Consider the following 13597-nt stretch of genomic DNA (forward strand, 5'->3'; position numbering starts at 1 on the left):
GCAGCAGAGATTTATCGTATGTATGTAAAATACGCGGAGTCCCGCCGCTGGAAAACCGAGATGCTCAGCCTCAATGAGAACGGCATCGGCGGCTTTAAGGAGGTTACCTTCATGATCAAGGGTGAGGGTGCATATTCCAGACTGAAATACGAAAGCGGTGTTCACCGTGTACAGCGAGTACCGGAGACAGAGTCCGGCGGAAGGATCCATACCTCTACCTGTACGGTAGCGATCATGCCGGAGGCGGAAGAAATTGATTTCCATCTGGATCTCAATGAGTGTAAATTCGATGTGTTCCGTGCATCCGGAAACGGTGGTCAGTGTGTCAACACCACAGACTCCGCAGTACGTCTTACTCATATCCCTACAGGAATCGTGATTTCCTGCCAGGATGAGAAGTCTCAGCTTAAGAATAAGGATAAAGCACTCCGTGTGCTCCGTTCCCGTCTGTATGAGATGGAGCTTGCCAAGCAGCATGACGCTGAGGCAGAGGCAAGGAGAAGCCAGATCGGTACAGGTGACCGCTCCGAGAAGATCCGTACCTACAACTTCCCTCAGGGACGTGTAACAGACCACAGGATCAAGCTTACCCTTCATCGTCTTGAGAATATCCTTAACGGAGATCTGGATGAGATCATTGACAGTCTGATCGCAGCAGACCAGGCAGTAAAGCTGACAAAGCTGAATGAACAGGAGTAAGCGCTGATTACAGCTACAGAGTTCAAAAAATTATAATAAATCAGGAGGAAACGAAAATGAAAAAGACAGCACTGGTGATCATGGCAGCCGGTATCGGCAGCCGTTTTGGAAAAGGAATCAAGCAGCTTGCACCGGTAGGCCCGAAGGGTGAGATCATTATGGACTATTCCATCCATGATGCACTGGAGGCAGGATTCAACAAGGTCGTATTTATCATCCGCAAAGACCTTGAAGATGAATTCAAAAAAGTGATCGGAGACCGTATCTCCAACATTACAGAAGTTGCTTATGCATTCCAGGAGATCGACGATCTTCCGGGCAATTTTACAAAACCGGCGGACCGTACCAAGCCATGGGGAACCGGACACGCTGTACTGGCAGCAAAGAAAGTCCTTTCCGAGCCATTCGCTGTGATCAATGCAGATGACTACTACGGAAAAGAAGCCTACGTAAAGGTGCATGACTACCTGGTACAGGATCATCCGCAGGATGGCCCGATGCACATCTGCATGGCAGGTTTCCGCCTTGGAAATACATTAAGTGACAACGGAAGCGTCACAAGAGGAGTGTGCCATATTGAGGACGGCAAGCTTGTGGGCGTTGCAGAGACACATAACATCTTCAAGACAGCAGACGGCGCAGAGACAAGAAATGACGATGGTACAGCAGAAACACTGGATACAAAGAGCCTTGTTTCTATGAATATGTGGGGACTGACACCGGAATTTATGGAGATCCTTGAGAAAGGCTTCGTTGAGTTCCTTGGCGGGATCAAAGAGGGAGACATCAAAAAAGAGTATCTTCTTCCTGAGCTTATCGACCAGCTGATCCATTCCGGAAAAGCAGCGGTAGATGTTCTTGAGACAAAGGACGAGTGGTTCGGTGTTACCTATCAGGAGGATAAGGCATCTGTACAGGCTGCATTCAAAAAACTTACAGATGACGGCGTTTATCCGGAAGGACTGTATCAGTAATAAAGGAGAACATTATGGGTAAATATTTCGGAACAGATGGTTTTCGTGGTGAAGCAAATGTAAAACTTACAGCAGATCATGCATTTCGTGTGGGACGTTATCTCGGCTGGTATTACGGCAGAGATCACAAGGCGAAGATCGTGATCGGCAAGGATACAAGAAGAAGCAGTTACATGTTTGAGTATGCCCTTGCGGCAGGACTTACCGCATCCGGAGCAGATGCCTATCTGCTTCATGTAACCACAACTCCAAGTGTATCCTATGTGGTACGTACAGAAGATTTTGACTGCGGTATCATGATTTCCGCAAGCCATAATCCGTTTAATGATAATGGGATCAAGGTCCTTAATGAGAACGGACAGAAGATTTCCGCAGATATTGAAGCACGTATCGAGGCATATCTGGACGGCGAGATCGAGGAGCTTCCGCTGGCAACCGGAGAAGATATCGGCTGTACTGTGGATTTTGCATCCGGAAGAAACCGTTATATCGGACATCTGATCTCTATCCCATGCCATGATTTCAAAAATATCAAGGTTGGGCTGGATTGCTCCAACGGAAGCTCATCCGCCATTGCCAAGAGTGTTTTTGACGCACTTCGTGCAAAAACCTATGTGATCAACAATGAGCCAAACGGAACCAACATCAACCGTGGCTGCGGTTCCACACACATTGAAGTTCTGAGACAGTTCGTGGTAGATAAAGGCCTGGATATCGGTTTTGCATATGATGGTGATGCAGACCGCTGTATCGCCGTAGACCACCGCGGAAACATCATTGACGGTGATAAGATCATGTATGTGTGCGGCAAATATTTAAGAGAGAAAGGCCAGCTCAACGGAAATACAGTTGTAACCACCGTTATGTCCAATCTTGGTCTTTACAAGTCTCTGGAGCGTGAAGGCATCGACTATGAGCAGACTGCAGTTGGTGACAAATACGTTGCCGAGAACATGATGGAAAACAATTACAGTATCGGTGGTGAGCAGTCCGGACATATCATCTTCAGCCGCTATTCTGCTACTGGTGACGGGATCCTGACTTCTCTTATGATCATGGAGGCATGTGTGGATCAGAAGGCCACACTCTGTGACCTTGCAAAGGAGATGAAGGTTTATCCGCAGCTTCTCCGGAATGTGCGTGTTTCCGACAAGAAAACAGCACTGGAGAACGAAAAGGTAAAAGCAGCCATTGAGGCAGCCGCAGAGGCACTTGGCGATGACGGACGTATCCTGGTACGTGAGAGTGGTACAGAGCCGCTGATCCGTGTTATGGTAGAAGCGGGAACGGATGATCTCTGCCATAAATATGTAGATAGTGTTGTTGATGTGATGGAAGCCGAAGGGCTTGTTGTAGAATAAGGAATTCCATGAAAAAAACAAAGACCGTATTGATTCTTGCAGCCGTTACAGGAGCCTTGCTTCTGGGCGGCTGTGGCAGTGAAAAAACAAAAATATATGAACAGGCCGGAAAGGATCTTTCCCAGGGAAGCTACAAGTATGCCCTGGAGGAGTACCAGAGCTCTATCCAGAACGGAGTGAAGCTGGCACAGTCCTATCGCGGGGCAGGTATCGCAAGCCTGCGTCTTGGCAAATATGAGGATGCGGTGAATAGCTTCACGGAAGCTCTGAACTGCGATAAAGTAAGCAAAAGCCTTCGTAAGGATATCCTGTCCTACCGGGCTACTGCAGAGCTGAAGTCTGGAAAATACGAGGATGCCATGGCAGACTGCCAGACACTTGGAGAAGATTTTTCCATGGATGCAGGCAGTTATTTCCTCACCGGAAAGGTTGCCCTTGCCATGGATTCCTACGAAGAAGCCGCATCTAACTTCAAACAGGCCTATGGAGAAGATTCCACCTATGATATGGCGATCGAGATCTATGAGGCATATCTGGACAAGGATATGGAAGCGGACGGAACCAGATATCTGGAAGCTGCTCTTTCTTCTGAGGCCAAGGATGCCCAGGACCACTGTGACAGAGGCCGTGTCTACTATTATATGGAAGACTACAGCAACGCAAAAAAAGAGCTTCTGGAAGCAACCAAGAAGGATAATACGGAAGCATTGCTTCTTCTGGGAATGGTATATCTGGCCCAGGATGATGTGGAAAATGCTCAGGCAATGTACAAGCAGTATATTTCCGCAGTGGGTGATTCCGCCAAGGGCTATAATGGTCTGGCACTGTGCGATATCCGAAGCGGAGATTATGATTCCGCTCTTGATAACATCACAAAAGGCCTTCCGACAGCTACCACAGACGAGATGCAGAGTCTTCTGTTCAATGAGATCGTAGCCTATGAGAAAAAGCTGGATTTTGCTACTGCACTGACCAAGGTCCAGGAATATATTGAGATGTTCCCTGAAGATTCCGCTGCAAAAAAAGAGCGGGCTTTCCTGAAAACCAGAACGTCTTCGGAGGGCTGATATGGAATATTTTGAGGAAATACAGGACAGGGTTATCCTGATCGGTGTCCAGGCAGATCGGGGGGATGATATGGAGGAATCCCTGGATGAGCTTGGAGAACTTGCGGTTACGGCAGGTGCGGCGGTTGCAGGCAGGATCATTCAGAATCGTGAGGCCGTACATCCGGGCACCTATATCGGAAAAGGCAAGATCGAAGAGGTAAAAGGTCTTCTCTATGCCCTGGATGCCAATGGTGTGATCTGTGACGATGAGCTTTCTCCTGCCCAGATGAATAATCTGGAGCGGGAGCTGGAGTGCAAGGTTATGGATCGTACCCTGCTGATCCTTGACATTTTTGCGAAGCGTGCCGTCACAAGTGAAGGCAAGATCCAGGTAGAGCTTGCACAGCTTCGTTACCGGTCTGCACGTCTTGTGGGACTACGTTCTTCTCTTTCGCGACTTGGAGGAGGAATCGGAACCAGAGGCCCTGGTGAGAAAAAGCTGGAGACAGACCGTCGTCTGATCCGGAACAGGATATCCGCACTGAAGCAGGAGCTTTCCCAGGTAGAAAAGCACAGAGAGCTGATCCGTTCCAGAAGAGCTGTGGGAAATCTGAAGACAGCAGCCATTGTTGGCTATACCAATGCAGGAAAGTCAACGCTTCTGAATACACTGACAGGCGCTTCGGTGCTTTCGGAGGATAAGCTGTTTGCCACACTGGATCCGACTACCCGTCTTCTGACGCTGGATGACGGACAGCAGCTTCTTCTTACGGATACCGTAGGCTTTATCCGCAAGCTTCCCCACAATCTGGTGGAAGCCTTCAAGAGTACCCTGGAGGAAGCCAAATATGCGGATTATATCATTCATGTGGTAGATGCATCCAATCCTCAGGCGGAGATACAGATGCATATCGTATATGAAACCCTGAAAGAGCTTGGTGCTCTGGGAAAAAAGACGATCACACTTTTTAACAAGCAGGACCGTGTTTCCGGGGAGAGTTTTCGGGATCTCCGAGCAGACCATACGCTGAAGATTTCCGCACGGACAGGAGAGGGGCTTGAGGAATTTAAGCAGCTTCTTTCTGAGATACTGGCAGAAGGACAGATTTATATGGAACGGCTTTTTCCTTATTCGGAGGCCGGTCAGATCCAGCTGATCCGTGAGTATGGACAGCTTCTTTCGGAAGAGTATACCGAAGGAGGGATTGCTGTAAAAGCAAGAGTTCCGCGGGAAATCTATCCGAAAGTCACATAATGTTAAAATATCTACTCAGTACCATATATAGTACCGTGAACAAAACGGGCACTATATATGGTGCTTTTTGTGTTGACGCAAAGAGGCGTGTCTGATACAATAAGCCTACAGCGTTTTGAACACAGATCGTGAAACGGAGTGTGTTCGTAAGCAGGCAAGTGAGGCGGAATGGAATATCCGCTTATAAATAAATGCATGAGGGAGGCATTTTCTTATGTTTCAGGTAGTAAAAAGAGACGGTGAATTAGACGAATTTAAAATGGGGAAGATCACCGCGGCAATTGATAAGGCATTTGATGCCAAAGGTAAGAATTACAGTTCGGATATGATTGATCTTCTGGGACTTCGTGTTACAGCGGATTTTCAGAATAAGATCGAGAACAACCGGATTTCTGTTGAGGATATCCAGGACAGTGTGGAGAACGTACTGATCCAGGCCGGATATTCTGATGTTGCCAAGGCGTATATCCTTTATCGTAAGCAGCGTGAGAAGATCCGCAATATGAAATCCACCATCCTTGACTATAAAGAGATCGTAAACAGCTATGTAAAGGTTGAGGACTGGCGTGTAAAGGAGAACTCAACGGTTACTTATTCTGTAGGAGGTCTGATCTTAAGCAACTCCGGAGCAGTTACCGCAAACTACTGGCTGTCTGAGATTTACGACAACGAGATCGCAGATGCACACAGAAATGCAGATATCCATATCCATGATCTGTCCATGCTGACCGGTTACTGTGCAGGCTGGTCCCTGAAGCAGCTGATCCGAGAGGGACTTGGTGGTATTGAGGGTAAGATCACTTCTGCACCTGCAAAACATTTAAGTGTACTCTGCAACCAGATGGTGAATTTCCTGGGTATCATGCAGAACGAGTGGGCGGGCGCACAGGCATTTTCATCCTTTGATACTTATCTGGCACCTTTTGTAAAGGCAGACAACCTTTCCTATCCGGAGGTTAAGAAATGCATTGAGTCCTTTGTATATGGCGTAAATACTCCAAGCCGCTGGGGCACTCAGGCACCATTTTCCAACATTACACTGGACTGGACCGTTCCGGACGACCTTGCAGAGCTTCCGGCTATCGTAGGCGGCAAGGACATGGATTTCAAATATAAGGACTGTAAGAAAGAAATGGATATGGTCAACAAGGCATTTATCGAGACCATGATCGAGGGAGATGCCAACGGACGTGGATTCCAGTATCCGATCCCGACCTATTCCATCACAAAGGAATTCGACTGGTCTGATACCGAGAACAACCGTCTTCTCTTTGAGATGACTTCCAAGTACGGTACTCCGTATTTTTCCAATTATATCAACAGTGATATGAAGCCAAGCGACATCCGCAGCATGTGCTGCCGCCTCCGTCTGGATCTCCGTGAGCTCCGCAAAAAGAGTGGTGGATTCTTTGGCTCCGGTGAGAGTACAGGTTCTGTAGGCGTTGTTACCATCAATATGCCGCGTATCGCATATCTTTCCAGAACGCCGAAGGAATTTTATCAGCGCCTGGACCACATGATGGATATCTCTGCAAGATCTCTTCATATCAAGAGAGATGTGATCAGCAGGCTTCTGGAGGAGGGACTGTATCCGTACACGAAGAGATATCTTGGAAGCTTTGACAATCATTTTTCCACCATCGGTCTTGTGGGAATGAACGAAGCGGGCTTAAATGCCTGCTGGCTGAAAAAAGACATGACAGATCCGGAAACCCAGAAGTTTACAAAAGAGGTTCTGGAGCATATGAGAAGCCGTCTTTCAGACTATCAGGAGCAGTATCCGGGAGAGCTTTTCAACCTGGAGGCAACACCGGCAGAGTCCACTGCATACCGTCTTGCCAAACACGACAGAAGCCGTTATCCGGATATCAAAACAGCGGGAAAAGAGGGCGACACTCCGTATTACACAAACAGCTCTCATCTGCCGGTTGATTACACTGCGGATATTTTTGACGCACTGGATATTCAGGACGATCTGCAGACTCTGTATACTTCAGGAACCGTATTCCATGCATTCCTTGGGGAGAAGCTTCCGGACTGGAAGGCAGCGGCAGCGCTGGTACGTAAGATCGCAGAGAATTATCGCCTGCCCTATTACACCATCTCACCGACCTATTCCGTATGTCAGGAGCATGGCTACATCAGCGGCGAGCATTTCACCTGCCCGAAATGTGGAAAGAAGGCTGAGGTTTACAGCCGTATCACAGGATATTACCGTCCTGTACAGAACTGGAACGATGGTAAGACCCAGGAGTACAAGAACCGTACCCTCTATGATATTACCCATTCCCATCTGAAAAAGGTCCATACCAGTGTGATGACCATGAAGGGTGACGAGGTGGAGATCCAGCCTGTGGAATCTCATAAATATCTTTTTACGACTAGCACTTGTCCGAACTGCCGTATGGCAAAGAAAATGCTGGAAGGCGAAGAGCTGGAGATTATCGATGCTGAGCAGAATCCCGAGCTTGTCAAGCAGTATGGGATCCGTCAGGCCCCGACGCTTGTCATTACTGACGGGGCGAAGGTTAGGAAGTATGTGAATGCTTCTAATATACAGAAGTATGTAGACGAAGAGTTGGATTGAGTTTTTTGCCAAAATAACTGTAAGTAAAAAATGGATGGCTGGACGCATGTCTGTTGGATGTGTGTCTGGCCTTTTTTATATTGGGAATTTTATGTTATGATATTTTATGTTTGAGATTTGGGGCCTGGAAAAGATGGTTGACATTTCATGTCGAGATGGGTATACTTATACCTGAATTTAATGATTAAAAGCGTTACGCTTTAATGTATGAATGTATACGCAAAACGCTCCATCCCGGAAGGGCCCCGCTGGGGAAGGGATTCACTTCCACCAAATTTCATGCTAAAATAAAAAAAGAAAATAAAAAAGAATAACAGAAAAGAGGAAAATTATTATGGTAAAACAGAACATCGTCTTCGTAGAAAACACTCCAGGCAGTCTTCAGAAAGTTACAAAGATTCTTGCAGAGAATCAGATCGATATCTACGGTTTCGGCTGCTTTGACGCACCGGAGTTTGCAAACTTCCGTATGGTATGCGACAATCCGGAAAGAGCAGATGAGATCATGGCTGAGCATGGATACATGACTCGTATCACACAGGCTATCCTGGTAGACCTTCAGGATGAGATCGGTGGGTTAGACAAGCTTCTTAGTGTCATGGGCGACAGCAACGTAAACCTTCATTACATCTACACCTTCTTCCACAGAGGCCTGAAAGTTCCGGTAGCGATCATGCACTGTGAGGATCTTCTGGTTGCAGAGAGTGTTCTCCGTAACAATGGATTCCAGGTTCTGAACCGCCTGGTAGATCCGGATGGAGAAGCAGAGGCGTAATCAATCGCATAAAAGGGACAAACAGGAATGAAGTATCGTATTTTTATTGTAGAAGATGACGAAACAATCGCGAATCTTCTGAAAAAGCATCTCAGTTCCTGGGGATATGACGTTTTTCTGGCTGAGGATTTTTCCAATATACTGCAGGAATTTGCGGGGAAAGATCCTCAGCTTGTTCTTCTGGATCTGAAACTTCCATTTTATAATGGCTTTCACTGGTGTGAGGAAATCCGAAAGGTTTCCCAGGTGCCGGTGATCTTCATCTCCTCCGCAGCGGATAACATGAACATGGTCATGGCCATGAGCCGTGGAGCCGATGACTTTATTGCCAAGCCTTTTGATATGGACGTACTGGTGGCCAAGATCCAGGCAATCCTCCGCAGAACCTATTCCTTCGGAAACCCGGGAAATGTCCTGGAACATAAAGGCGCGGTTCTCAATCTTTCCAGAGCGACACTGACCTGGAACGGGGAGGAGACGGAACTGACCAGAAATGAACTGCGTATCCTGGAACTGCTTTTTTCCCAGGCAGGGAAACCGGTATCCAGAGATGCCATTATGACAAAACTGTGGGAAAGTGACAGCTTTGTGGATGACAACACCCTGACCGTAAACATTACACGCCTTCGCAAAAAACTGGAGGCGGCAGGCCTTGTGGATTTTATCATCACGCGAAAAGGTCTTGGATATATGGTGTGAGGTTTTTATGGAATCATTTCGAGCATATTTAAAACAGACAAAAATTTTTTTCATCGCCTGTGTTTTTATGGCGGCTGTGTCGACAGCAGTGATCTGCCTGTACCAGCTTCCCCTGGAGGCGGCGGTCTATCTGGCAGTTCTGTGGCTGGGAGCAGGAGCTGCCGTTTTTTTATACGGTTATGCCTGTTACAGACAGAAGGTGCAGAACTTAATCCTGGTGGAAAAAGCTCCGGAGATTAATCTGGACCGGCTGGGCGAGACCACCGATGAGGTGGAGCTTCTTTACAGGGATATCATCCGGAAACTGGACGGCATGCGGATGGGTGCGGAGACAGAACGGCAGCGTTCTCTGGAAGAAATGACCGATTACTACACTATGTGGGCACATCAGATCAAGACGCCGATCTTTGCTCTACGCCTGCTGCTTCGGGAGGAGCCGGAGGAGAACCGGGAGTCCGGGGCACAGCTTTTTCGCATTGAACAGTATGTGGAGATGGTGTTGGGCTACCTTCGCACGGAGGACATGTCCGCCGATCTGAAGCTGACCCGATGCTCGCTGGATCGGATCATCCGGGAGCAGATCCATAAATACGCAGGGATCTTTGTGTCAAAAAAGCTTTCGTTATCATATGAGGGGACAGATGCGATCGTTCTTACCGATGAAAAATGGCTTGGTTTTGTCATTGGACAGATTCTTTCCAATGCGTTGAAATATACAAGAACGGGCGGCATTGAAATCTGGCTGGAGGATGAGCGTGGAAACAGGGTATCTGAGAATCCAAATTTGAAGCAGAATACGGCTCCGGGGATTTGTAATACGGCCCCGGCAACTCTGGTCATCGCAGACTCCGGCATCGGAATCCAGCCGGAGGATCTTCCGCGCATCTTCGAAAAAGGCTACACAGGCGTCAATGGACGGGAGGACAACCGTGCTACCGGGATCGGTCTGTATTTAAGCCGGAAGATCCTGAGAAAACTGGGTCACGAGATCACTGTGGATTCCCAGGTGGATAAAGGCACGGAAGTTCGGATGAGCCTGTGGAAAAAAGATCTGGAGATGTATTAACCTTACACAAATGTAAGCTTCCTCCGTAAAATGTAAGCCACTTCGATGGCAGCCGCCGGAGAATTTTCTTATACTGAAACCATAACATAGCGTTTCGGGTAATTCTTACATCAGGTTCGATCGCTTTAGAACATGATGCACGACTCCCTGGATCGCTGTAAATACAGATAAGAAAGGAATTAGCGTATGGCATTACTGGAAGTAACAAATGTAAAAAAGATATACAGCACCCGCTTCGGCGGAAATAAAGTGCAGGCACTTTTCAATGTGACATTTTCGGTGGAAGAAGGAGAATATGTGGCGATCATGGGAGAGTCCGGTTCCGGAAAAACAACACTTCTGAATATTCTGGCAGCCCTGGACCGCCCCACATCCGGCGAAGTGCTTCTGGAAGGAAAAAGCATTACTCACCTGACAGAAAAAGAAATTTCCGCATTCCGTCGGAAGAACTTAGGCTTCGTGTTCCAGGATTTCAATCTTCTGGACACCTTCAGCCTCCGGGACAATATTTATCTTCCTCTCGTGCTGGCAGGGGAAGATTATCAGGAGATGGAGCAGAAGATCCGTCCCATTGCAAAAGCCCTTCACATCAACCAGCTTCTGGAAAAATTCCCCTACGAGGTTTCCGGCGGACAGAAGCAGAGAGCAGCAGTTGCAAGGGCACTGATCACAGATCCGAAGCTGATCCTTGCGGACGAACCGACCGGAGCCCTGGATTCCCGTGCAGCCTCCGATCTTCTTTCCATGTTCAATGAGGTAAATCGGGAAGGCCAGACCATTCTCATGGTAACTCACAGCGCGCAGGCCGCCAGCCACGCATCCAGAGTACTTTTTATCAAGGATGGCGAAGTGTTCCACCAGATCTACCGTGGCACAAAAACAAGACAGGAAATGTACCAGATGATTGCAGATACCCTGACGATCCTTACGACAGGCGGTGAGACCTATGCGTAAAGGAATGTTTGGAAAACTGGCAGTGCAGAACATCCGGAATAACCGGAGCACCTATGTTCCCTATATGCTTACCTGCATTTTCTGCATTGCCATGATGTATATGATGGAATTTCTGCGGGACTGTCCCACATTGGAGAAAGCAGTGCCCCAGGCAGCAGAAGTGAGGATGATCGTAGGAACCGGTGAAGTGGTTGTTGGAATTTTCTGCGTTATCTTTCTGATCTACAGCAACAGTTTTCTCATGAAACACAGACAGAAAGAAATCGGGCTTTACAACATTCTGGGACTGGAAAAAGGCCATATCGGAAAAGTGATGTTTCTGGAAACAAGCATGACTTCGCTGCTTTCTCTGACGGCAGGGATCGGGATTGGCATCCTTGGAAGCAAGCTCTCCCTGCTTTTGCTTTTCCGTTTTCTTCATGTTCCGGCAGTGCTGGGATTTTATGTTTCCATTACAGGAATCCTGTTTTGCATCGCAGGATTTGGAGGGATTTTTCTTGTTATTCTGGCACTGAATCTTACCAGAGTAAGGATGAATAACCCCATAGAACTTCTGAGAGGCGGAAACACAGGAGAGAAGGAGCCCCGGGCAAAATGGCTCATGGCACTTCTGGGGATGATTTCTCTTGGAGTGGGATATTATCTGGCAGTAACCACGGAATCCCCAATCCAGGCAATTTTCATTTTTCTTCTGGCAGTGATTCTGGTTATGGCAGGAACGTATCTTCTTTTTACCGCAGGAAGCATTGTAATCCTGAAACTTTTGCGAAAGAACAAAAAGTTCTACTATAAAACCGGCAACTTTATCAGTGTCTCCGGCATGATCTATCGTATGAAACAAAATGCGGCAGGCCTGGCCAGCATCTGTATTTTAAGTACAGGAGTGCTCCTGCTTCTTTCTATGACTGTGTCGCTGTATTTTGGAATGGGTGACATCATGGTGAACCGGTATCCTTTTGATACGGATGCCAGGATTTCGGGCATCAGCCAGGAACAGAGTGAACAGATTCAGAAAGTTTTTGCACAGGCAATCAAAAATGATCAGGTGCCGGCAGAAAAAACAGTGGACGAAACTTATCTCGAGATCGGCTGCAGGCAGGAAAAAAACGGTATTATGATCGGACAGGCTTACAGTTACTCAGAAGATGGAAAATCCGTAGATCTGTATACGATCCGTCAGTCTGAGTATGAGAAACTTACCGGTGAAAAAACAGATCTTCACGACGGCGAGATCTTTGCCTGGTATCCGTCTGAAAAGGAAAAAGACATATTAAAAATTGATGACCGGGATTTTGCAGTAAAAAAATGGCTGGAAAAAGCACCTTTAAGTGCCATGAACAATCTGGTATCCAATATGGCGGCAATTGTTGTGACGGATTCCGATTTCGAGTATATTGACGGGCTTCGGACAAAGATGTATGAAGGTCTTGATGCCTACGAGGCTGGAAAAGATCTCACAGTTCATTTGGGTGTAGATATCCGTGGCAGCGGGGAGGAAAAGATCCGGTATGGCCAGGCTGTTTATCAGGCACTGAAAGATTACTGCAGAAGCGGTGGCTTTTCAGAGAATACCATCGTGATCGGTGGTGTCCGCCAGAGTGAGTACGAAACGTATTATGTAGATAATGGAACGATCCTGTTTATTGGAATCTTTTTGGGAGCACTGTTCCTTATGGGAACGGCGATGATCATTTACTACAAACAGATCTCAGAGGGCTACGAAGATCAGGGAAGGTTCCAGATCATGCAGAAAGTAGGTATGAGCCGCAGAGAGGTGAAAGGAGCTATCCGCAGACAGATCCTTCTGGTATTTTTTATCCCGCTTGTGATGGCAATGGTGCATATTTCCATGGCATTTCCGCTGATCCGCCGGCTCCTGCTGCTGTTCGGAATGGCCAATACAAAATTGTACGTGGGCTGCACTGCGGGAACGGTTCTGGCCTTTGCGCTGGTCTATGGACTGATCTACTCCATGACAGCCAGATCTTACTATAAAATAGTGGAAAAAGCATAAAATCGGTGAAAAAGCACAGCTGTGTTTGCTGTGAAGTATTGAAGTTTTGATATGGCAATGCTACAATAAAGGGGCGTGTCAGGAAGCAGAAAAGTTTCCGGACACGCTCTTATTTACATGTACAACGAACTATAGCGATGCACTAATTTATTGGATCGCTGTAA

The 13597-nt window shown here is 47.4% G+C and carries 11 protein-coding genes; all 11 read left to right on the plus strand.

Going from position 1 to position 13597, the window contains the following annotated elements; all coding sequences use genetic code 11:
• Positions 1 to 699, plus strand: a 699-nt coding sequence (locus BN3261_RS15670; RefSeq protein ID WP_199874134.1) for a peptide chain release factor 1, incomplete at its 5' end; no start/stop codon positions are given.
• A 56-nt stretch (positions 700 to 755) separates the two neighbouring features.
• Entirely contained in the window at positions 756 to 1673 is a 918-nt protein-coding gene (locus BN3261_RS15675; RefSeq protein ID WP_059086731.1) for a nucleotidyltransferase family protein, read from the plus strand.
• A 14-nt stretch (positions 1674 to 1687) separates the two neighbouring features.
• Entirely contained in the window at positions 1688 to 3034 is a 1347-nt protein-coding gene (gene glmM, locus BN3261_RS15680) for a phosphoglucosamine mutase (protein WP_015526146.1), read from the plus strand.
• Between the two features lie 8 nt (positions 3035 to 3042).
• Positions 3043 to 4101 carry a tetratricopeptide repeat protein gene (locus BN3261_RS15685; protein ID WP_022426860.1) on the plus strand — a complete coding sequence of 353 codons (1059 nt, stop codon included), beginning with the start codon at positions 3043 to 3045 and terminating at the stop codon, positions 4099 to 4101.
• A 1-nt stretch (position 4102) separates the two neighbouring features.
• Entirely contained in the window at positions 4103 to 5338 is a 1236-nt protein-coding gene (gene hflX / locus BN3261_RS15690; RefSeq protein ID WP_015526143.1) for a GTPase HflX, read from the plus strand.
• Between the two features lie 214 nt (positions 5339 to 5552).
• A complete protein-coding gene (locus tag BN3261_RS15695) occupies positions 5553 to 7925 on the plus strand; it encodes a ribonucleoside triphosphate reductase (protein ID WP_059086732.1) in 2373 nt (790 codons plus the stop codon).
• Between the two features lie 334 nt (positions 7926 to 8259).
• Complete coding sequence (locus tag BN3261_RS15700) at positions 8260 to 8700, plus strand: ACT domain-containing protein (protein ID WP_015526141.1); 441 nt, start codon at positions 8260 to 8262, stop codon at positions 8698 to 8700.
• 27 nt (positions 8701 to 8727) lie between these two features.
• Positions 8728 to 9399 carry a response regulator transcription factor gene (locus tag BN3261_RS15705; protein WP_022426863.1) on the plus strand — a complete coding sequence of 224 codons (672 nt, stop codon included), beginning with the start codon at positions 8728 to 8730 and terminating at the stop codon, positions 9397 to 9399.
• A 7-nt stretch (positions 9400 to 9406) separates the two neighbouring features.
• Positions 9407 to 10465 (plus strand): sensor histidine kinase, encoded by a 1059-nt coding sequence (locus BN3261_RS15710; RefSeq protein ID WP_022426864.1) that lies wholly within the window; start codon positions 9407 to 9409, stop codon positions 10463 to 10465.
• Positions 10466 to 10651: 186 nt separating this feature from the next.
• Positions 10652 to 11419, plus strand: a complete 768-nt coding sequence (locus BN3261_RS15715) for an ABC transporter ATP-binding protein (RefSeq protein ID WP_015526139.1) — start codon at positions 10652 to 10654, stop codon at positions 11417 to 11419.
• Positions 11412 to 13433: an ABC transporter permease gene (locus BN3261_RS15720; RefSeq protein ID WP_022426865.1), complete on the plus strand. Its 2022-nt coding sequence runs from the start codon at positions 11412 to 11414 to the stop codon at positions 13431 to 13433. Before BN3261_RS15715 ends, BN3261_RS15720 begins: the two co-directional genes overlap by 8 nt.
• The last annotated feature ends 164 nt before the right edge of the window (positions 13434 to 13597 follow it).

It is taken from the genome of Blautia massiliensis (ex Durand et al. 2017) (genome assembly GCF_001487165.1).
GTDB lineage: Bacteria > Bacillota > Clostridia > Lachnospirales > Lachnospiraceae > Blautia_A > Blautia_A fusiformis.